At 37.7% G+C, this 21177-nt stretch carries 21 protein-coding genes and 1 other annotated feature; of the genes, 1 reads left to right on the top strand and 20 read right to left on the bottom strand.

Annotated features, from left to right (window positions below):
• Window positions 1-15 precede the first annotated feature (15 nt).
• The 14 genes from ABC371_RS13400 to ABC371_RS13335 form a co-directional block, all read right to left on the bottom strand.
• Window positions 16-660, bottom strand: a complete 645-nt coding sequence (locus tag ABC371_RS13400) for a class I SAM-dependent methyltransferase (RefSeq protein ID WP_412897245.1) — start codon at window positions 658-660, stop codon at window positions 16-18.
• A 153-nt stretch (window positions 661-813) separates the two neighbouring features.
• Complete coding sequence (locus tag ABC371_RS13395; protein WP_412897244.1) at window positions 814-1572, bottom strand: YrrS family protein; 759 nt, start codon at window positions 1570-1572, stop codon at window positions 814-816.
• 87 nt (window positions 1573-1659) lie between these two features.
• Window positions 1660-3435, bottom strand: coding sequence for a peptidoglycan D,D-transpeptidase FtsI family protein (locus tag ABC371_RS13390; protein WP_412897243.1), 1776 nt, complete (start codon window positions 3433-3435; stop codon window positions 1660-1662).
• Window positions 3436-3523: 88 nt separating this feature from the next.
• The gene (gene greA / locus ABC371_RS13385; RefSeq protein ID WP_412899350.1) at window positions 3524-4000 is read right to left on the bottom strand and encodes a transcription elongation factor GreA; all 477 of its coding nucleotides are present in this window, start codon (window positions 3998-4000) and stop codon (window positions 3524-3526) included.
• A gap of 164 nt (window positions 4001-4164) precedes the next feature.
• Window positions 4165-4800 carry a uridine kinase gene (gene udk / locus ABC371_RS13380; RefSeq protein ID WP_412897242.1) on the bottom strand — a complete coding sequence of 212 codons (636 nt, stop codon included), beginning with the start codon at window positions 4798-4800 and terminating at the stop codon, window positions 4165-4167.
• A gap of 1 nt (window position 4801) precedes the next feature.
• Window positions 4802-6079 carry a peptidase U32 family protein gene (locus tag ABC371_RS13375; protein WP_412897241.1) on the bottom strand — a complete coding sequence of 426 codons (1278 nt, stop codon included), beginning with the start codon at window positions 6077-6079 and terminating at the stop codon, window positions 4802-4804.
• A 24-nt stretch (window positions 6080-6103) separates the two neighbouring features.
• Complete coding sequence (locus ABC371_RS13370; protein ID WP_412897240.1) at window positions 6104-7033, bottom strand: peptidase U32 family protein; 930 nt, start codon at window positions 7031-7033, stop codon at window positions 6104-6106.
• Window positions 7030-7680 (bottom strand): O-methyltransferase, encoded by a 651-nt coding sequence (locus ABC371_RS13365; protein ID WP_412897239.1) that lies wholly within the window; start codon window positions 7678-7680, stop codon window positions 7030-7032. Before ABC371_RS13365 ends, ABC371_RS13370 begins: the two co-directional genes overlap by 4 nt.
• Before the next feature lie 179 nt (window positions 7681-7859).
• The gene (mltG, locus tag ABC371_RS13360; RefSeq protein ID WP_412897238.1) at window positions 7860-8999 is read right to left on the bottom strand and encodes an endolytic transglycosylase MltG; all 1140 of its coding nucleotides are present in this window, start codon (window positions 8997-8999) and stop codon (window positions 7860-7862) included.
• A gap of 181 nt (window positions 9000-9180) precedes the next feature.
• Window positions 9181-9468 (bottom strand): DUF1292 domain-containing protein, encoded by a 288-nt coding sequence (locus ABC371_RS13355; RefSeq protein ID WP_412897237.1) that lies wholly within the window; start codon window positions 9466-9468, stop codon window positions 9181-9183.
• A 14-nt stretch (window positions 9469-9482) separates the two neighbouring features.
• Window positions 9483-9899 (bottom strand): Holliday junction resolvase RuvX, encoded by a 417-nt coding sequence (gene ruvX / locus ABC371_RS13350; protein WP_412897236.1) that lies wholly within the window; start codon window positions 9897-9899, stop codon window positions 9483-9485.
• Window positions 9900-9904: 5 nt separating this feature from the next.
• Window positions 9905-10171 (bottom strand): IreB family regulatory phosphoprotein, encoded by a 267-nt coding sequence (locus tag ABC371_RS13345; RefSeq protein WP_010678229.1) that lies wholly within the window; start codon window positions 10169-10171, stop codon window positions 9905-9907.
• A 147-nt stretch (window positions 10172-10318) separates the two neighbouring features.
• Window positions 10319-12952 (bottom strand): alanine--tRNA ligase, encoded by a 2634-nt coding sequence (alaS, locus tag ABC371_RS13340; RefSeq protein WP_412897235.1) that lies wholly within the window; start codon window positions 12950-12952, stop codon window positions 10319-10321.
• A gap of 53 nt (window positions 12953-13005) precedes the next feature.
• Window positions 13006-13224, bottom strand: a binding site (T-box leader).
• A 61-nt stretch (window positions 13225-13285) separates the two neighbouring features.
• Window positions 13286-14356 carry an AI-2E family transporter gene (locus tag ABC371_RS13335; protein WP_412897234.1) on the bottom strand — a complete coding sequence of 357 codons (1071 nt, stop codon included), beginning with the start codon at window positions 14354-14356 and terminating at the stop codon, window positions 13286-13288.
• 123 nt (window positions 14357-14479) lie between these two features.
• Between ABC371_RS13335 and ABC371_RS13330 the strand changes: the two genes are divergently transcribed.
• Window positions 14480-15409 (top strand): nuclease-related domain-containing protein, encoded by a 930-nt coding sequence (locus tag ABC371_RS13330; RefSeq protein ID WP_412897233.1) that lies wholly within the window; start codon window positions 14480-14482, stop codon window positions 15407-15409.
• 525 nt (window positions 15410-15934) lie between these two features.
• Here ABC371_RS13330 and ABC371_RS13325 read toward each other — a convergent pair.
• From ABC371_RS13325 to mnmA, 6 genes are all read right to left on the bottom strand, one after another.
• Window positions 15935-16066 carry a YrzQ family protein gene (locus ABC371_RS13325; protein ID WP_412897232.1) on the bottom strand — a complete coding sequence of 44 codons (132 nt, stop codon included), beginning with the start codon at window positions 16064-16066 and terminating at the stop codon, window positions 15935-15937.
• Between the two features lie 24 nt (window positions 16067-16090).
• On the bottom strand, window positions 16091-16279 hold the full coding sequence (locus tag ABC371_RS13320) for a hypothetical protein (protein WP_099362011.1): 189 nt from the start codon (window positions 16277-16279) through the stop codon (window positions 16091-16093).
• A gap of 31 nt (window positions 16280-16310) precedes the next feature.
• Window positions 16311-16787, bottom strand: coding sequence for a PRC-barrel domain-containing protein (locus tag ABC371_RS13315; RefSeq protein ID WP_412897231.1), 477 nt, complete (start codon window positions 16785-16787; stop codon window positions 16311-16313).
• 103 nt (window positions 16788-16890) lie between these two features.
• The gene (gene recD2, locus ABC371_RS13310; protein ID WP_412897230.1) at window positions 16891-19293 is read right to left on the bottom strand and encodes an SF1B family DNA helicase RecD2; all 2403 of its coding nucleotides are present in this window, start codon (window positions 19291-19293) and stop codon (window positions 16891-16893) included.
• Window positions 19294-19313: 20 nt separating this feature from the next.
• Window positions 19314-19976, bottom strand: a complete 663-nt coding sequence (locus tag ABC371_RS13305) for a tetratricopeptide repeat protein (RefSeq protein WP_412897229.1) — start codon at window positions 19974-19976, stop codon at window positions 19314-19316.
• 83 nt (window positions 19977-20059) lie between these two features.
• The gene (mnmA, locus tag ABC371_RS13300) at window positions 20060-21172 is read right to left on the bottom strand and encodes a tRNA 2-thiouridine(34) synthase MnmA (protein ID WP_412897228.1); all 1113 of its coding nucleotides are present in this window, start codon (window positions 21170-21172) and stop codon (window positions 20060-20062) included.
• Window positions 21173-21177: the final 5 nt, after the last annotated feature.

Below are 21177 nucleotides of genomic sequence, written 5' to 3'. Positions count from 1 at the left end.
TATCACCCTTCATTTTTACTGTTTCGTCGCCTCCATTACCCATACAAAATGATTAAAACGTGTGAATTCAACTATAAAACCATTTTGCTTTGCAATTTCTTTTAAAACAGGAATGGTTGTGTAGTATTCCGTTTCTAAATCGTTTGCTAGATTCAAGAAGCCTTTTTGTGTTGCGGACTCAATCGTCATTGTATAGTCTTGTTTATTTTCGAACATCGTATCCGCAAACACTATTTTACCACCTTTTCCAAGGATGTTTCTATACTGGGAAAAAGCTTGGTTTTTCTCGATATCATTTAAGTGGTGGAAGGCATACGTACTAACGATTGTATCAATTTTAACATCAGGCTTTTTAAAGTCGATAAAATCCCCATCTTCAATTATTAGAGAATAGTTTTGAAGCTTTTCCTTTGCAATTTCTCGCATAGGTACAGAGGGTTCAACACCATATACTTCCTTATTTTCGTCAAGTAGCTTTTGAGTGAGATTACCGGTACCCACTCCAAACTCCAAAACGGTGAGGCCAGATTTTTGTACGACATCATTTAGAATATCGTCATATCGTAAAAACACTTCCTGATATTCCACATCATTTCCTGTGACTGTGTGGTCATAAGAGTTTGCCCAACCTTCAAAAACCTCTAAAAACTCTCGCCCCATTTTTCTCACTCTCCACTATTATATATTATTCCTATGAGTATACTATGAATTAAAAAATGAACTGTTCTTAACTTAACATATTCACCTTATTTTTTCAATTCATCATCGTCAGAAAAATGGGCAAAAAAAAACGCAGGATTACCTGCGCCTTATTTAATCACTATTTTCAGTTTCATCTGGTTCGTTCTCGTCTTCACTTGGTTCTGATTTTTTATAGTTTTTGTATGTCTCACTGTCATTTTCTTTTAACTCTTCGATTTTTGTTGGTTTCCAACCTGCATTCGGAATCCAATCTAAGTAAACTTTTTGAACTTGTTTCGTTGTCTTTGAAGAAACAGTTGCAATAATGGAATTTTCTCCATTTCTTGCTAACCACCAAACAATCATATCTGAACGATCAAAACCAGTTGCATAACTTGCGGCCATTTCCATTTCATTTCGGTCAACCGAGTCGTCCTTATAATCGATACTATGCGGTTCCGCTTGCGAAGTACCAATTGGCTTCCATGCCGGATTTTCAATCGTTTTCAAAATATTTGATTCGGGGTCACCTTCTGTAACAACAGCGGATTCATCAGATTCTGAATCTTTTTGCTCGTCGTTCGATTCTGCAGTAGGTTTCTCCTTTGTTGTTTGATCATCCGGTTTATCAGTAGTTTCTTCTTTTTCTTGCTCTTTGTCCTGTGAATCATCTGAGGCCGCTTTTCCCCCATTGTCTGCGGGTTGATTCGTTTGATTTGAAGAAACAGATTCTTCTACATTTTTGTCTCCAAAAATAAGCTTTCCACCAAAAAAGACAATCAAAACAACAACTAGGACAATTAAAATATTTAATATTCGATTTACCTTTTTTCGTTTCGCTCTTCTTTCAGATCGAGGCCCTTCATATAGTTTGTCTAAATCATACCCCATTTTACAGTACCTCCTAAAAACAACTTACTCATTCAACTATCTTCTTATTCTAGCATGTGTGACCAAAAGGTTGAAGAGATTTCTTTATTAGTCGTTCGTTTTGGTACCTTTTTCCTGTTCCATTTGATATATTCCTTGAACAATTTCATAAAAAATTGTATTTGCTACAGATCGAGAGCCTTGCTGCTCCAAATCAACAACTACAAGAGCGTATTTTGGACTTTCAAATGGAAAGTACCCCGCAAACCAACTGTTAACAAGTCCTACCTCACCTTGTTTTTTTCCTGTTTCAGCTGTTCCAGATTTACCAGCCACTTGATAAGGAAGATCTGCAAACCGTTGTCCAGTTCCAGATGTCACAACTCCTCGAAGCAATTCTTGGAGCCTGCTAGCTGTATAGGGTGCAATCTTCGGCCCTTCCATATCCTGTTTTGAAAAAGAAAATAAGGTTGTACCGTTCTTATATAACACATCACTAACAGTTCGAACTTCTTTTTTTGAACCTCCACGTGCAATGGTTGCCATCATATTCGCTATGCCTAATGGAGTAACCCTAACATCCTTTTGCCCAATCGCAGTCTGAGCAATGGCCTTCGGAACATTTTTGTCCTTTTCATCCGTCCAAATTTGACCATTATATTCATTTGGAAGCTGTTTGAAATTTCGAAAACGAAATACATCGCCATTCCAGCCAACTGGTCCAAGTAAGCCTAGCATTTCAGAATACTGTTCAATTACATCTTGATCCTTTTGTAACATCTCCTGTGCCAGGGCTGCAAACGTGTAATTACAGCTTTTTGCAAAGCTGTTATGGAAATTAAGCATGCCATGCGGATATTCTGCTTGCCCTTCGCCATACAAATCTTTATCGCAATTGAACATTCTGTCATTTAAAATTTGCTGTTGCTCAATAGCAGCCGCGGCAATCACTGTCTTAAAAACAGAACCAGGGAATTGTGGCATGATCATTTGATTTTGGGCACTGCCATCCTCAAATGGATTAGACGAATTAATATCTGGTTTACTAACCATTGCAAGTAAATCATTGGATTTGACATCAAGTAGGACAATTCCTCCTTTTTCCAAACCATTCTTATCAATAATTTTTTCCGCCAAGAGTTGTAGATCTTTATCCAAGGTCGTTTGAATGGCTACCGGGTAATAAGGATTTGCAGGGGCTGTGTACTTAACATCAATGCCAAATAATGGTCCTCCATCCCCTGCCACATGATATAAAAGCTTCGCCTCTCCTTCAGGTAATAGGAATTCATCAAAGGTAGATTGCAAACCAGTAATTCCCAGTTTTGTATTCTGAGGTAGATAGGATTTCTCAGGATAACGCTTCTGGAATAAATCCTTATTTTCTCTTATTAGCCCAATTAAATGTTCTGCAATATCATGATCAAGCTCATATTGACGATGGACAGCAAAAACACCTGGGATTTGGAGGTTATTAATTTTGTTCATCTGGTTTTCAGTTAATTCAATGGGTCTGTCTCCACCAACAATTACGGGTTTTTTAGCATCCTGAATTTCATTTTTTAAGGTAGTTGCTGGTATCTCTACGATTTCAGCGACTTCCTCAACAGGCCATTCAATGTTTTTTAAAAAAGGAAATAATACAAGTGTTGGATAATATTCATGGGTTAATGCTTTTTTATTTCTGTCAATAAATCGCCCACGGCCTTGGTCTATTACAAGTTCCTGGGTTCGTTGGGAAACACTCGCTTCAATTAAATTTATATCATGACTCGTAAAGGATTCGGTACTTACGAGTTGTAATTGCATAAGTCTGCCTATTAACCCTGTTAATATTAATAGGATTACGATTAAGATAATAAATGCACGTTTTTGAATTACCATATAAAAACACCTCGTCTACAGTTTCGACGAGGTGTCATACTATTTATACCTATAGAGATTGTTCAAAATCCCTGTAAAAGTAACAATATTAGTCAATTTTTGTAATTTCAACAAACATATCTCCACCTGGAGTTTGAACCGTTACTTTTTCTCCAACATGTTTTCCAAGTAGGCTTTTTGCGATTGGAGAGTCATTTGAAATTTTACCTTCAAATGGATCGGCTTCAGCACTTCCCACAATCGTATACGTTTCTTCTTCCCCATCCGGAAGTTCAATAAAGGATACTGTTTTTCCTAATGAAACCTTACCAGCGCTGTCAGCATCCTCTTCAATAATTTTTGCATTTCGAATCATATTTTCAATTGTTGTTATACGTCCTTCAACAAAAGCTTGTTCATCCTTCGCAGAATCATACTCTGAGTTCTCTGAAAGATCTCCAAAGCTTCTTGCAATTTTAATACGCTCTACAACTTCTTTACGCTTGACTGTCTTTAAATGTTCTAGTTCTTGCTCTAATTTTTGCTTTCCTTCTACTGTCATTGGAAATACTTTCTCTACCATAATCCCTTCACTCCTTGTAGTCGTTACAATCCCCCTGTGATTGCTTTACATATGTAGTACGAATTGTTTTCTTTTTTTGTATAGTAAGGAAAGGAATGATAGGGAATTTCTACCATTCCTTTCCTTATAATTTGTACTAACATAACATCTTTTTCTCTGTTATGTTATTACAAAATGACATTTTGTTCAAGAATTGTTTGAATTTTTGTTACCATTAAGTCAATTGCAACGTGATTTTGCCCACCTTCAGGGATGATGATGTCCGCATATCGCTTCGTTGGTTCACAGAATTGATTATGCATCGGACGGACCACCGTTTCATATTGCTCAATAACAGATTCTAGCGTACGACCGCGATCTTTAATGTCCCGCAGCATTCTTCGGATAATTCGAATATCTGCATCAGTGTCTACAAATAGCTTAATATCCATTAAATCGCGTAGTCGTTCATCTTCAAGAACGAGAATTCCCTCTAAAATAATTACATCCTTTGGTTCAACAGGAATTACTTCAGAGGACCTTGTATGAAATTTATAGTCATAAACCGGCTTACTTATACCTTTGTAATCAAGAAGATTTTTAATGTGCTCAATGAGTAAATCATTATCAAAAGCTAACGGATGGTCATAATTTGTATTTAACCGTTCTTGAAAAGGCATATGGCTTTGATCTTTATAATATGAATCTTGCTCGATCATTAAGATTGAGTGACCCTTAAAATGCTCAAATATGGCTTTTGATACACTTGTTTTACCAGATCCTGAGCCTCCAGCAATGCCAATGACAATTGGCTTCTTGCTCATGTTACTTCCCCTTTCGCATCATGTTGTTCGGATATACAGGCTTGTCTACTTTAAACGAAACAATTTGCAATGGATGTTTTGCGGCATATATCTCGTTTCCGTCCTCATCCCAAATCGTTTCAACTGTTTGTGTAAAGTTGTCAATTTCAGGGCCAAAAAACTCAACCTGGTCTCCCTTTTTAAAGTAATTTCGCTGTTGTAACGTTACAATCCCTGATTCCTTATCATAGTCTAACACCAGACCAGCAAAATCATAAGTTGTTTTTTTACTATGAGTACCATACATTTGTTCTTTTACGCCAGGAACTCCTTCAAAAAAGGCAGGCGCAGTATCACGATTTGCACATTTATCAAGTTCTTTAAGCCACTCTTCATCGATGACAAAATTGTCAGGATCGGCACTATATGCATCGATCACTTTACGATAAACACTTACTACCGTTGCAATATAGTGAATTGATTTCATTCTTCCTTCTATTTTTAAACTGTCAATTCCTAATTCAATCATTCGTGGAATCGATTCGATAAGCTTTAGGTCTTTTGGACTCATCGCAAATGGGGCGTCCTTTTCATCAAATAGGGCTACTTCATTTTCATTTTCATCTAATTTAAATAAATCGTAATCCCATCTGCATGATTGGCAGCAACCACCACGGTTCGAATCTCGTGCTGTCATATGATTACTTAATGTACAACGACCAGAATATGCAATACACATAGCACCATGTACAAATGTTTCGATTTCGATATCGACTTCTTCCTTCATTTTTTTAATCTCTTCAGCACTCGTTTCACGTGCTAGTACGACACGCTCTAACCCTTCTTCCTTCCAAAATTGAACAGCCTTCCAGTTGGATAGGGATTGCTGGGTGCTTAGGTGTACCTCCATTTTTGGAGCGACTCGTTTGCATGTTTCAATAATAAGGGGGTCTGCTACGATGATACCTGATACTCCAGCTTTTTCAAGCCCCATTAGATATTCATCTATTCCATCCATGTTTTCGTTATGGGCATATATATTTGTAGTAACATAGATTTTGGCTCCATATTTGTTTGCGAATTCTACGCCCTCTGCGATTTCTTCCAGAGTAAAATTATCGGCGTTAGAACGTAGTCCATATTCTTGACCACCAATAAAAACAGCATCTGCACCATAGTGAACAGCAATTTTTAATTTTTCTAGGTTACCTGCAGGTGCAAGCAATTCTGGCTTTTTGATAATTACACGCTTGCCGTCTACTATTTTTGAAATCGGTTCTCTTTCAACTGCTGTTGACATGCATTTTCCTCCTCTTTTGTCTGATTAGTAGACTGTTTCTTTAAAGTAGAAACCTGTGTCTAGTGGGCGATTGATTGGTTGAAGTTCTTCAAGTTGTGCTAATAGATCATCTTTGATGTCTTCATATTCATCACGATTTTCTACACATAGGTCAATTGCTTTTCGATACATTTTTGTTACTTCAAGGAGATATTCAGACGATTTTAAAATCCCTTCGATCTTAAAGCTGTCAACGCCAGCATCAATCATTTCTTCCAATTCATCGATAATACAAACATCATTTGGGCTCATGATATGAGTGCCATTTTCATCTTCAAAAATCGGGTATTTATTGTTACGTTCTTTATCAAATAAGAACATATCTTTTTCTTTTTTGCTGTTTTCGATTTCCAATACATTGCCTTGATATTCGAAATAGTTTCCAACTAGTGATCGCTTCGACTGGAACATACACATCATGCCATGTACTTGAACCTCAATTTCAACCTCGGCATTTTCTTTTATTTCAACAATTGAATCCATATTTAATTCACGAGCAAGCACGGCGCGCTTTGCACCTTTTCTTCCCCAGTAATTACATGTATACCAGTTCGTCGCAGTCGTTTCTGTATTCCAGTGTAACTTCATTTCTGGAGCAACCTCACGGACCGTCATCAAGACTGCTGGGTCTCCGAACACAATTGCATCTACATGACTATCCCTTAAAAATGTCACATAGTCTGCTAACTCGTCCACTTTTTCATTATGGTAAATAGCATTCATCGCGACATAAATTTTTGCATCATGGGCATGGGCAATTTCAACAGCTTGAACTATTTTCTCTCGATTAAATTCCCCTGCAAGACGTAACCCATATCGTTGTTCACCTATGATAAATGCTGTTGCCCCTGCCTTAATCAGTGGTTCAATATCTTCTACACATATAGGCGTGACCAGAAGTTCTGGTTTCTTCATTCCTTAACACCTCTTCTTTTACTTAATGCAACCCCATCCCCTACTGGTAAGATGGTCGTTTGGTAATCTGGGTGCTTGATGAGCCACTCGTTATACGATTTTATTTTTGCAACGAGATTTCGGATTCTTTTATTCTCGATTTCTTCCTCCGCTACAAGCCCTTTAAATAGTACATTATCAGTCACAATTAAGCCATCCTTTGAAAGACATTTTTCATAGATGTCAAAAAAATGTCGATATTGGCCTTTTGCTGCATCAATAAAAATACAGTCAAACTCACCATGCTTTTTCACTTCATCTGCAGATTCAAGAGCATCTCCAAAAATCACTTCGATTTGAGAGCTTGTCCCAGTCTTTTCAATGTTTTCAAGGGCTTTTTCATATCGCTCTGCGTCCCTCTCAAGAGATACAATTTTTGTACCAGGAAGTGCCTGGGCCATACGAATCGCAGAGTAACCGATCGCAGTACCAATTTCAAGAATTCGCTTTGGTTGAGATATTCGTAGTATTTGAAGCATCGTTTCAATGCCAACTAGTTCCATTATTGGTACATTATTTTCTTTTGCATAATTTTCAATTTCTTCAACGATTTCATTTCTTTTTGGAAGCAAGCCTTCTAAATATTGGGTTATTTTACTTGATAACAAGAAAAAAACCTCCATTTCAATATGGTGGTGTGGGTAAAAAATGTCGTCTTTTTATTTTTCTATAATAATAAATTTGCACATTTTATTCTATCATAAAAGGAAAGGGAACGCCATATAGCGTTCCCTGGAAAAATCAAATACGCCAAGGCTGTAACGGTATTCAATCATTGCTGAATAAGTTACTCTTGTTGATTTGTAATATATTGTGCTTTTTTGGCATTATGTTCTTCCAATGTCTTCGAATAATATACTTCTCCTGTTGGGGCTGCTAGGAAGTATAGAAAATCTGTTTCAGCAGGGTTTAGTGCAGCTGATAAAGATGATTCCCCAGCATTTGCAATCGGACCTGGTGTTAAACCTTTTATTTTATATGTGTTATACGGTGAATTCACTCCAAGGTGATCATATAGTACGCGCTTCTTATGCTCTCCTAATGCATATAGAACAGTAGGGTCTGTTTGAAGAGGCATATCAGAATCTAAACGATTATAAAACACGCTTGAAATTGTCTCACGATCAGTTTGAGCTGTCGCTTCTTCTTCTATTAATGAAGCCATAGTTAATAGTTTATGGGTTGAATCAATATATTTATTTCCTTCCATCAGCCCTGCATATTTTACTAGAATTTTTTCCGTTTGATCGAGCATCGTTTCGACAATCGATTCAATGGAAGGCTTTTTCTCGTAAAACGGATAGGTAGCCGGGAATAAATATCCTTCAAGCGGATGTTTAATATCCTCGTTTAATATTTCTTCCGTTAAGATGCTTGGATATTTACTGATTAAACCACGAACATACTCAGTATCATCCATTTTATTTATGACTTCTTCTTGTTTATATCCAGTTTGTTCTGCAATAATTGTTGCAATTTCCTCTAGCTGTTTTCCTTCTGGGATTACCATTTTAAAGACAGGTTCCCCCATGAAAATTCCAGATTTCAAACTTTCAATGATTTCATCAAAGTTCATAGATTGATTAAGCGTATATTCCCCAGCCTGAAAACCAGATTCATTTTTAAACTTCGTATAGTAACGAAATACCTTTGCATTTTTTACAACATCATGTTCCTCAAGAATACGGGCAATTGCTGTTGGTGATGAACCGATTGGGATTGTAACCTCGATAGGTTCTTTATTTGTAGGGTCTACTGGCTCAAGTGCTGATTTTATATATAAATAGCCTCCGCCGATGATTCCAGATATAGCTAATAGTAATATGATAAAAATGATAAATACTATCTTACGGATTGTTTTGGCTTCACTATGCCGTTCTTGTAGATTCTTTTTATATAACTCTTTTTTCGAATCGTTATCTGACATGTATGGTAAATCCTCCCCTCACTCGAATTATTATACTACATTTTTTTATTTAATTCGTCAATTTTAGGAAAGAATTCACTAGAATTTTGTAGTTTTTTCTAAAAAATCTAGTTGTTTTAAAGTAGTTGGAGGTATTTTTGGGGATGTTATTGGAAAAAGAAAAAAACAGCGCGCGGCTGTTTTATTCTTCTCCTTCTTCATCAAGGAAAGTATTTAACATTTCTTCAACAAGGTCCCATTCTTCTTCAGTTTCGATTGGTTTAAGTTCTCCATCTTCTCCGTCTTCAGATGGGCTAAAGCTTGATGCATGAATCTCGATATCTTCTTCATCCTCATTATCATCACTAACTGGATAATAAAGGACATAAGACTTTCCAAATTCTTCTGATTCGAATGTAAATAATACTTCACAAAGAATTTCATTTCCTTGTTCATCAATTACCGTTATTTGCTTTTCACCATGTTCCATGTAAATCCACCTCATTAATTTTTACTATCTAGATACCCCTGGAGGATCATGACAGCGGCCATTTTATCGATTACTTGCTTTCGCTTTTTTCGACTTACATCTGCGGATAATAAGACTCGTTCGGCTGCTACTGTTGAAAGACGCTCGTCCCATAAAACAACCGGCAATCCAAATTTCTCATTAACCATATTAGCAAAATGTTGACTAGCCTCGCCACGTGGTCCAATTGTCCCATTCATATTTTTCGGTAAACCAATAACTACCGATTCTACCCCATAATCCTTGATGATTTCACCAAGGCGTTCTAAACCAAACTGCTGACGTTCTTCATTAATCTTAATGGTTTCAATGCCTTGAGCAGTCCAGCCCATTTCATCACTAACGGCGACACCGACTGTTTTTGAGCCGACGTCTAAACCGAGAATCCTCATTCGTTTTACCCCTCACGATGGATCTTTAAATAAGATTTCACAAGCTCCTCAATTATTTCATCTCGTTCAAGCTTGCGGATAATATTCCTTGCATCATTATGACGTGGAATATATGCAGGATCTCCAGATAATAAATATCCAACAATTTGATTGATTGGATTATATCCTTTTTCTTGAAGAGCATCGTAGACATTGAATAATACTTCATTTACATTTGTTTCAACTGGTTCCTCTGGAAAGTTGAATTTCATTGTTTTATCAAATGAGCTCAAGTTCTGCACCTCACTCTTTAGATTCTGATGTTTGAATCCGCGCATGTAAATCTTACCATTCATTGTACACTAATCACAACTAAATAGAAACAAGAAGTGACAATTTGTATCATCCTAAAACCTAGGATGATACAAATTTGGTGATTTTTAGATATTTTTTACCCATTCTTCTACAAACTGCAATGCAGATTCAAGTTGGTCTGGATTTTTACCACCCGCTTGTGCCATATCCGGGCGGCCACCACCACCACCGCCACATCGAGTTGCCACTTCCTTAATGAGTTTTCCTGCATGGAAGCCTTTTTCAATCAAGTCCTTTGTTACTCCCGCCGTTAAGTTTACCTTATCATCATTAACAGAACCTAAAACAATAACTGCTGAACCAAGCTTTTGTTTTAAATCATCAACCATTGCACGAAGATTATTCATATCTTGGGCATTTACCTTACTATATAAAACCGTTGCACCGTTAATTTCTTTCGCTTTGTCGACAAGGCTACCTGCTTCAATATTGCCAAGCTTCGCTGAAAGCGACTCATTTTCACGATGTAAATTGCGAATTTCATGCTGTAATGCTTCAATTCTGCTTGAAACTTCAACTGGCTTTGTTTTTAGTAGATTTGCCGCTTCGTGAAGCATTTTAACTTGGTCATTGATAACATGGTATGCTGCCTTACCAGTTACAGCTTCGATACGGCGAGTTCCTGCCCCAATACCTGATTCAGAGACAATCTTGAATAACCCAATAGTTGAAGTGTTCGGTACATGGCATCCACCACAAAGTTCTAAGCTATAGTCACCAACTTGAACTACGCGCACAATTTCACCATATTTCTCACCAAATAGTGCCATAGCCCCCATCGCTTTTGCTTCCGTTAATGATTTGTAATCAATATTTACTGGGATGCTACTCCAAATTTTTTCATTCACAATCGATTCAATTTGTTCAAGCTCTTCAGGCTTAATTTGACCGAAATGTGAGAAGTCAAAGCGTAAACGATTGGAAGTTACGAGTGAACCCGCTTGGTTTACATGAACTCCAAGTACATCCTTCAATGCCTGATGTAAAAGATGTGTCGCTGTATGGTTTTTAATAACCCCACCACGATTTTCTTGGTCAACCTTGGAATGAAGTTGGTCACCTTTAGTTAGACTACCTTTTTCAATCACAACTCGGTGAAGGTTTTGACCATTTGGTGCTTTCTGAACGTCTTTCACAATCAGCGTTGTTTTTTCATTTTCAATAGTACCTTCATCTGCGATTTGTCCACCGCTCTCAGCATAGAAAGGTGTTTTGTCTAAAATAAGTTGAATTTCTTCACCCTCGTTTGCCTTCTCAACAACTTCTCCATCTTTTACGATTACAAGAACGGTTGATTGTGCTTCAAGTTCATCATAACCAACAAACGTACTTTCTACTTTTATTTCTCCAAGAACTCCACTTTGAACTTGCATGGAATCGACATCTTGACGAGCAGATCTAGCTCTTTCACGTTGGTTTTCCATTTCACGTTCGAACCCATCGTGATCCACCTTCATGCCTTCTTCTTCAGCATATTCCTCTGTAAGTTCTACAGGGAAACCATACGTATCATACAAACGGAAAACATCAACACCTGCAATTGTGTCACTGTCTTTTTCTTTTTCCTTTTGAATAACAGTAGATAAAATAGCTAGTCCATCATGTAATGTTTCATGGAAGCGTTCCTCTTCTGTTTTCACAACTTTTTGAATAAATTCTGTTTTTTCTTTTACTTCCGGATAAAAATCAACCATGATTTCGCCTACAACAGGAACAAGTTCATACATGAAGGGACGATTAATTGATATCTTCTTTGCGTATCGTACGGCACGTCGTAATAATCTTCGGATAACATAGCCTCTTCCTTCATTGGATGGCAGTGCCCCGTCACCTACTGCAAATGTAACTGTTCGGATGTGGTCGGCAATAACCTTAAATGCCTCATCTTTTTCGTTTTCTTGTCCATATTTTTCACCGGAAATGGACTCTGTTGCCTCAATAATTGGCATGAATAAGTCTGTGTCAAAATTGGTAGGTACATTTTGAATAACAGAGCACATTCTTTCAAGACCCATACCCGTATCAATATTTTTCTTAGGTAGTGGAGTATATGTACCGTCTGGATTATGGTTGAATTGTGAGAACACAAGATTCCAGATTTCTAAATAACGTTCATTTTCTCCACCTGGATATAATTCAGGATCATTCGGGTCATTTCCAAACTCTTCACCACGGTCAAAGAATATTTCTGTGTTCGGACCACTTGGACCTTCACCAATATCCCAGAAGTTTCCTTCTAAACGAATAATGCGCTCTTCAGGAATTCCAATTTTTTCATTCCAAATTTTATGTGCTTCATCATCTTCTGGATGGATTGTTACAGAAAGCTTCTCTGGATCGAACCCAATCCATTCCCTGCTTGTTAAGAATTCCCATGCCCACTCAATGGCTTCTTCTTTAAAATAATCACCAATTGAGAAGTTTCCAAGCATTTCAAAGAAAGTATGGTGTCTTGCCGTTTTCCCTACATTTTCAATATCATTTGTACGAATGGATTTCTGCGCATTACAAATCCTTGGGTTTTCAGGAATAACACGTCCATCAAAGTATTTTTTTAAGGTAGCAACACCACTATTGATCCAAAGTAATGATGGATCTTCATGTGGAACTAAAGAAGCACTAGGTTCAACAGCATGCCCCTTTGATTGGAAAAAATCTAAAAACATTTGTCGTACTTGAGCTGATGTTAATTGTTTCATATCATAACCTCCAATATCATTTTAGACATAAAAAAATACTCTAATCCCTAAAAAACAGGGACGAGAGTATGCTCGCGGTACCACCCTGATTATGGACGTAAAAAAATAGAAACGTCCATCACCTTCGTATATTGATAACGGTATTCACCGGTAGGTTTTCCTACACTCAGGAGTAGCGTTCTGTTACCCTTCATCCGGAATCCCTCTCAGCCTTGGAAATCCCTCTCTGGTTTGATGGTCCTGTAACATACTTGTTCCTTCATAGTTTTCTTTTTGAAATTCATCATTTCTTGTCAATTATATTCAAGTAGAAAATGTTTGTCAATGCTAGCGTTATTCCTTACGAATAACTGAAAAATGCCGCTTTGCATGAATGACAAAAACCTTTAAAATGGCTACTACTGGTACGGCAATAATAAGCCCTACAACCCCACCAACTTCTCCGCCTACTAAAAGTGTTCCAATAATTACAATAGGATGTAGCCGTAGGCTTTTTCCAACGATTATGGGTGATAGCAGGTTTCCTTCAATAAATTGAAGTCCGAACACGACGATGATCACAATGATCACCATTTTCATTGATATGGTGGCAGCAATAATGACCGCAGGAATGGCACCAATGATTGGTCCAAAGTAAGGGATGATGTTTGTAACCCCAACGATACTTCCAAATAACAATGGATATTTCATACCAGATATCCAAAATGCCAAGGACGCTGTTGTCCCGACTAGAAGACATACGATGAGCTGCCCTCTGATGTAATTTCCCAATGACTCATCAACATCTCGAAAAAAAAGCTGACCCGATTTTCTAAGCTTTCTGGGGGTCATGTACCAAAGTGCTTTTATCATTTGGTCATGGTCCTTTAACATATAAAAAACGATGAATGGAATGATTGCAATAATAAAGATTGAATTGAGAAGGCCTTTAAAAATTTCGATTGTCCTTGAAAGCAAATAATCCACATAGCTTTCCACTGAATTCAGCAAATCATCAAGCTGTCCGTGAACAAAAGCTGGAAGCTGTGATGTTCCTGATTCGATTTCTTTTAGCCAAATCCTGTACGTTTTACTGAATTCAGGGAAGCTATCGGCAAGATCTTTAAGTTGTGAAAGAATGACTGGGATACCTTTATATATTGCAATCCCAATTCCCCCGAAAAAAAGGAAATAGATAAGTAAGATGGCAAGTGTTTTTGGAAATCCACGATGGCTGAGTTTTTCAATAATAGGGTGAAGCAAATAGGTGATAAAAACAGAAATGATAAAAGGTATTAAAAATGTTTTTAAGAGTGACGCAATCGGGAGCCAGATCGGAGCCAATTTTAAAAATATATAGATTGTCAAAAACGCTAGTAGTAAAAACGATAATCTAAAAATCCATTTGACCCTATTTTCGTTCATCTGTTCTCACTCCTCCCCTAGTAGTTTTTGGAATCTAAGTGGATTTATACAGACGAGCGTTTGTAGATTACATTGTAAAAATACTGATTATTTTGTAAAATGATGTTGAAAGGATGTGGTTATTTGATTATTAAATCACGTGGTGAAAATGATGAATTAGAGCTATTTCGTTTTTTACGGGTTCGCAAGAAATTAGATGCTGAGGACGAAAACACTTTTGCTTACCTCGAAAAGGGCTGGCTCGGTGAAAAACAATTTGACAATTTGCTTCTAGATCTTCCAAATGAATGCCTCATTTTGAACGACCTTCTCCTAAAAGTAAACAACACCTTATTCCAAATCGACTCCCTGCTTATCACACAAAAGAAAATAAACATTTTTGAAGTGAAAAATTACGAGGGAGATTATTTCTTCAAAAATGACCGCTTACACATGATTTCTGGGAAAGAGATCAAAAATCCGCACATTCAAATAACCCGCAGTGAATCATTATTTAGACAACTTCTCCAAGAGTTACGATATAATATCGCAGTTGAATCTCAAGTTATATTCATAAACCCTGAGTTTTATCTATACGAGGCACCCGTTAAAGCACCTTTTGTCTTTCATGCACAACTTAGTCGATTTTTAAAAAATTTAAATGAGACCGTTTCAACTTCTACGGTTTCTGGGGGGCATATACGATTTGCGGAAAAATTGGCTTCGTTGCACATCACCAATAATCCGTATTCCCGGTTGCCAGCTTATACATATGGAGAGTTGGAGAAGGGGATTGTGTGTCGGGGTGGGTGTGGATTTATGGAAGTTCAGAATCAAAACTATCTTAAGTGTCCAAGTTGTGGGGAGTTGGAGCATAAAGAATCTGCGGTGTTACGAAGTGTGAAAGAGTTAAGTTTGCTTTTTCCAGACAGGAGACTTACGGTGAATGAGGTTATGGTGTGGTGTGGGGTAATTAATTCAAAATTGACTATTCGTAAATATCTTTTAAAAGAATATAATCTAGTCCATTTTGGCAGATCTTCGTTTTATGTACCAAAACATGATGAACAATAGAATTTCAAAGATATCACTTTGGGCTGCTTGGTGTACCGATAAATGCTTTTGCGTTATATCCACCTTTACTTTGTGAGCGCGTGATATACCGATAACTCTTTTTACGGTATATCAACCTTTGACTTTGGACTGCGTGGTATACCGATAACTGCTTTTGCGGTATATCACGCTCGACTTTTTGGCTGCTGGGTATATCGATAACTGCTTTTGCGGTATATCAACCTTTGATTTGGGACTGCGTGATATACCGATAATCGCTTTTGCGGTATATCAACCTTGACTTTGTGAGCTCGTGATATACCGATAACTCTTTTTGCGGTATATCAACCTTAACTTTGTGAGCTCGTGATATACCGATAACTCTTTTTGCAGTATTTCAATCTTGACTTTGTGAGCTCGTGATATACCGATAACTACTTGTACGGCATATCCCGCTCGACTTCCGGCCGCATGATATCCCGATACCTACTTCAATGTTTCATAATAACCAAAAAACCCCACAACCGTGGGGTTTTCCCTTACATATTAAAACATTTTCGTAATGCGTTTGCGCATTTTTTTCATGTTGCGGGCCGACACAACATTGTTTCTTTGCATAATTCCGTATGCCGCAGCACCTAGACCCATCGTGATTAGAGAAGTCATAGCTTTATTCATAACCTATTCACTCCTTGTTTAGGATTACATACTGATCCTTCTATCGTCGTCAGCAAACAGATCATCCAACGAACTGAGTGTGCCATCTTCCTCTACCTGATGCGTGAATATTTGTCCTTTATTTACAGATAACTCGATAAAACATCCCCAGCAGTAATATTGGTTAACACCAATTTTACCGATATCCTTACTTTTACAATTTGGGCACTTCACAGGGTACACCTCACATCATGGAATTCCTAAGTTAAACATCAACGACGATGACATCTTCGCCAATTTTTAAAGGCTTCTCAGTTTTAACAACCTTTTTTCCTTCAGTAATATCAGCAAAAAAGCCATCCGTTACTTCATACCCTATAATCGTGCCCACTTCTTCTGTAAAATATACGTCTTCAAGTAAGCCTAATTTTTGTCCTTCTGAAGACAATAAAGGCTTTCGGAATAATCCATGATGAGTGTGTAAAAAATATGTCGGTGTATCAGCTTCGTGATCTAGATGCTCAAGCATCTGCACATCCGAAACCATAACACCATCATCTCCTATTGCAGAGATACTTTGGATGGGGACTACTCGATCTCGTTCAAATAGTCCTTTTCCTTTCATAATCAAGGCATTTACCTTACCATCTGATGTGATACAGAGGTCAGCAACTCGGCCGATTACCTCGGCAGAATTTTCATCATAAATCGGTAAATTCTTGAGTAGTGAGAATGTCCGCAAAGATAATCGCCACCTTTCCGAACATTACTTATCATTTACTTTCAGGCAACTTGACATACTGCACAAGAGTTTCCAAAACAAAAAAGCCGGGGTATCCCGACTTTTATTCAGCCTCCAAAAAATCATAAGGTGATATGCCCGCCATCCCGATGTTCGGATCCGTCTGAAAAAGCATATCATAATAGGACATCGCCTCTTTTTGCTCTGACACAGTGCCATCTTCTATGACATCAAAGGTTGCTTTTAATTTTTCGCATAAGGTGGTTTGGCGGTTTGTATCGTTTGCACGATGAACACCTTGTCGTAATGCATCTTCCTCACCACAAAGGATTAAAAAGTTTTTCGCTCTTGTAATCGCTGTGTAGATTAAATTTCGGCGTAACATCCGATAATAACCTTTAACAATCGGTAAGATCACGATCGGAAATTCACTTCCTTGTGATTTATGAATCGAACAACAATAGGCATGTGTAATTTGGTTTAAGTCTTGTTTTGTATAGGTCACTTCATTACCTTCAAAATTAATCACTACCATGTCCTGTTTTTCTGTATTTTCTTTCGCATAAAAAATTGATTCAATTTCACCGATATCTCCATTAAACACATTGTTTTCAGGCTGGTTCACTAATTGGAGTACCTTATCGCCCCTGCGGTAAGTGATATCCCCGTATTTTAATTCTCGCTTCCCGTGCACTGGTGGATTAAAAAGCTCTTGAAGCATAACATTCAAACTGTCGATTCCTGCAGCACCGCGATACATAGGTGCCAACACTTGAATGTCCCTGACAGAGTAACCCTTCTTTTTCGCATTATCTGAAACCTGTCTGACAACCTCAAGGACCTGGTTTTGATAACATCTTAAAAAGGACCTGTCTTTTTTAGGAGCTTTGATGTCTGTTGGCAGATTGCCTTTTTTAATTTCATGAGCTAATTCGATAATCGATGAACCTTCAGATTGTCGATAGATATCGGTCAATCGTACTGTTGGTAAAACGTCTGAAGTCAATAAATCCTTTAGAACTTGTCCAGGACCGACCGATGGCAGCTGGTCTTCATCCCCAACTAGAATCACTTGAACATGCTCTGGTAGAGATTTAAATAACTGTTTCGCTAACCAAATGTCCACCATCGAAACTTCATCGACAATCAACAATTTTCCACTGATGGGGTTGTCTTCATCATGACTAAAACCTTCAACACCATTCCATCCTAACAACCTGTGAATGGTGACAGCCGGAAGTCCGGTTGATTCACTCATTCTCTTTGCCGCACGTCCAGTTGGAGCCACTAAAACAACCGGGAATGGATTTTCAGAATTATAATCCTTCGGGTCTAATGAGCAGCCATGTAATTCTCCATACAATTCAACAATCCCTTTAATGACGGTTGTTTTTCCTGTTCCTGGTCCACCTGTTAGTAGTAGCATTGGCGACATTAGCGCTTTTTGGATCGCATCTTTTTGTGAAGGTGCATATTGGACTTTAATTCTTTCTTCAAGTGCACCTAGTGCTAATAAAAATTCTGATTCAGGAAAAATATCTTCATATTCGGTCTGTTCCATAATACGTTTAATATTTGTAACAAGGCCTTTTTCAGAAAAGTAAAGGGACGGTAAGTAAACTTTGTCCTCTTCTATGACAAGCTTGCTTTCTTCTGTTAAACTAATCATTTCCTGCGAAATATCGGTCGCGATGATTTCTTCTTGTGTATTTTGCTCCAATAACTGTTGAACTCGGGTGATTAAATCTTCCACAGTCAGATAGACGTGTCCATCCTGCAATGAATCTTGTTCAAGTATGTATAAACAACCCGCTTTGATTCGATCCGGATGATTTCCGGAAATTCCTAATTGACGTCCTAATTCATCGGCTCTTCCAAACCCGACTCCTTCTATATCCTCAACTAATTTATATGGACTATGTTGAAGAATTTCAAGTGTTTGCTCTTTATACATTTGATAAATTTTCATCGAAAGCTGAGGTCCAAATCCATATTGCGAAAGACCAATCATAATTTGTTCGAGACCTTGGTGTTCTTGAAGGGTATCGTATATCTCTTTCGCTTTGTCTGCTGAGAGCTTATCAACTTCCTGCAAGACTGCTGGATTCGCAATAATTTTTGATATGGCACCTTCTCCAAGTGTTTCGACTATTTTTTCAGCCGTCTTTTTCCCGATTCCTTTAAAAAGGTCACTTGAAAGATACTGGACGATACCTTGTTTTGTGTGGGGGATTTCTTTTTGAAATTGGTCGACGTGAAACTGGATCCCAAATCGTGGATGCTCTTTTAAGCGGCCGAAAAAGATGTAGGTTTCATTTTCATGAATGCGAGGGAAATACCCCGTTACAACTGCTTCTTTTTCGCTATAGTCTTCGTTTGTCTCTTGAAGCCTGATCCGAACAACAGAATATAAATTTTGCTCATTATGAAATATGGTAACTAAATGAGTGCCCTTCATGTATTTACGTTGTTCACTAAATAAATCTAAAGATTCCTGTTGTTCCACAAGTATTCCCTCCCCATCATTTATTCGCTTAATGCTTCACTTACAATTTTCTTTCCATTTGCGGCTAACATATGGTCTGGTTGAAATTCCAACGCTTTTTCAAACATGTCGAGTGCTTTTTCATAATCATTTTTAAAGCCAGCATAAGCTACCCCTAAATTATAAAAAGCATCTGAATGTTCAGGTTCTAGTTCGATGACACGATTAAATGTTTTAATAGCTTCATCAATAACAGATTCCCCCGCTAAGCAAAGACCGTATTGGAATAAAGCATCTACATCTTTTTCGTTTAGCTCAACTGCACGCTTCAAATAAGGCAATGCAAGCTTTGGCTGCCCTAACTGATTTAATGTCATTCCTAGCATAAAATAGGTATCACTATTGTCGACTCCAACTTTTAGAGCTTTTTCGAACATATCTTTTGCTTTGATAAAATCATCCTGGTTGTATAGAAGGCTTCCAATTCCGTAATATGCGGTTCCCATTCCCTCATCAAGCTCTAGTGCTTTATTAAAAAAAGCAATTGCTCTTTCGGGATCACCTACAGCTGATAAAAGATTACCAAAATTAACATAGTAAATAGGCTCTTTCGGGTTTTCTTCGATTGCTTGTGAAAAGCATTTTGCTGCTTCCTCGTATTTGCCATCTTGCATATATTCAATACCTTGTTTATTTAAATCCAATCAAACTCAACTCCATTAACGTTTATGCAGTTCATATTATAACACAGGAAAACCCCAACCCTAAATATAGAGTTGAGGTTTCTTTACCCAACATATGTTAGGCGTTCGCCATTTTTAAAGACTTTATCAATTGTTGCTCCACCAAGGCATTCGTCTCCATTGTAGAAGACAACAGCTTGTCCAGGTGTAACCGCTCGAATTGGCTCGTCGAAAATGACCTTAACTGTATTTTCGTCAACCTTTTGTACTGTTACAGCATTATCCTGTTGGCGATAACGGAATTTCGCTGTACATTTAACATCTTGCTCTGGCTTATTATCCGATACCCAACTTACATTTGTAGCTAAGATGGAATCTGAATAGAGATATTCATTATGGAAGCCTTGGTCAACGTAAAGAATATTCTTCTTAAGGTCTTTACCAATTGCAAACCATGGTTCCCCACTACCGCCAATACCTAAGCCATGACGTTGGCCAATTGTATAATACATTAAACCATCATGTTTACCTTTTACTTCTCCAGAAAAGGTCACCATATCACCCGGTTGAGCTGGCAAATAATTGCCTAAGAATTCCTTAAAATTACGTTCACCGATAAAGCAAATTCCCGTACTATCTTTTTTTGTAGCAGTCGCAAGATTTGCTTCTTTCGCAAGCTCTCTTACTCTTGGTTTTTCAATATTGCCGATTGGAAACATTACTTTTGAAAGTTGTTCTTGAGTTAGTTGGTTTAGAAAGTAGGTTTGATCCTTATTTTCATCGACTCCGCGGAGCATTTTATATTCTCCGTCTCTATATTCAACACGTGCATAGTGCCCAGTCGCTAAATAATCCGCACCAAGTGTTAAGGCATGTTCTAAAAAGGCTTTGAATTTGATTTCTTTGTTACACATGACATCCGGATTTGGCGTTCTGCCTGCTTTATATTCGTCTAAAAAGTAGGTAAACACTTTATCCCAATATTGCTTTTCAAAATTGACCGCATAATAAGGAATGCCGATTTGGTTGCAGACACGGATCACATCTTCATAGTCTTCTGTAGCTGTACATACACCATTTTCATCGGTATCGTCCCAATTTTTCATAAAAATCCCGATGACATCATAGCCTTGTTCCTTTAATAAAAGTGCAGCAACAGACGAGTCTACCCCACCAGACATCCCCACTACTACACGGGTATCTTTTGAATCTTTCATGTTTC

Origin of the sequence: Bacillus jepli (assembly GCF_047238305.1) — a bacterium.
Lineage (GTDB): Bacteria > Bacillota > Bacilli > Bacillales > Bacillaceae_L > Ferdinandcohnia.
Note: the sequence above shows the minus strand (reverse complement) of the source record. Positions and strands in the feature narration are given on the sequence as shown.

Bases quoted from the DNA above. Each gene is read 5' to 3' on its own strand.
- mltG (WP_412897238.1), bottom strand. From the start codon at position 8,999: ATGTCAGATAACGATTCGAAAAAAGAGTTATATAAAAAGAATCTACAA.
- ABC371_RS13395 (WP_412897244.1), bottom strand. From the start codon at position 1,572: ATGGGGTATGATTTAGACAAACTATATGAAGGGCCTCGATCTGAAAGA.
- ABC371_RS13325 (WP_412897232.1), bottom strand. From the start codon at position 16,066: ATGAATAAAGCTATGACTTCTCTAATCACGATGGGTCTAGGTGCTGCG.
- udk (WP_412897242.1), bottom strand. From the start codon at position 4,800: ATGAGCAAGAAGCCAATTGTCATTGGCATTGCTGGAGGCTCAGGATCT.
- ABC371_RS13375 (WP_412897241.1), bottom strand. From the start codon at position 6,079: ATGTCAACAGCAGTTGAAAGAGAACCGATTTCAAAAATAGTAGACGGC.
- mnmA (WP_412897228.1), bottom strand. From the start codon at position 21,172: ATGAAAGATTCAAAAGATACCCGTGTAGTAGTGGGGATGTCTGGTGGG.
- ABC371_RS13370 (WP_412897240.1), bottom strand. From the start codon at position 7,033: ATGAAGAAACCAGAACTTCTGGTCACGCCTATATGTGTAGAAGATATT.
- ruvX (WP_412897236.1), bottom strand. From the start codon at position 9,899: ATGAGGATTCTCGGTTTAGACGTCGGCTCAAAAACAGTCGGTGTCGCC.
- ABC371_RS13400 (WP_412897245.1), bottom strand. From the start codon at position 660: ATGGGGCGAGAGTTTTTAGAGGTTTTTGAAGGTTGGGCAAACTCTTAT.
- alaS (WP_412897235.1), bottom strand. From the start codon at position 12,952: ATGAAACAATTAACATCAGCTCAAGTACGACAAATGTTTTTAGATTTT.
- ABC371_RS13335 (WP_412897234.1), bottom strand. From the start codon at position 14,356: ATGAACGAAAATAGGGTCAAATGGATTTTTAGATTATCGTTTTTACTA.
- ABC371_RS13355 (WP_412897237.1), bottom strand. From the start codon at position 9,468: ATGGAACATGGTGAAAAGCAAATAACGGTAATTGATGAACAAGGAAAT.
- ABC371_RS13390 (WP_412897243.1), bottom strand. From the start codon at position 3,435: ATGGTAATTCAAAAACGTGCATTTATTATCTTAATCGTAATCCTATTA.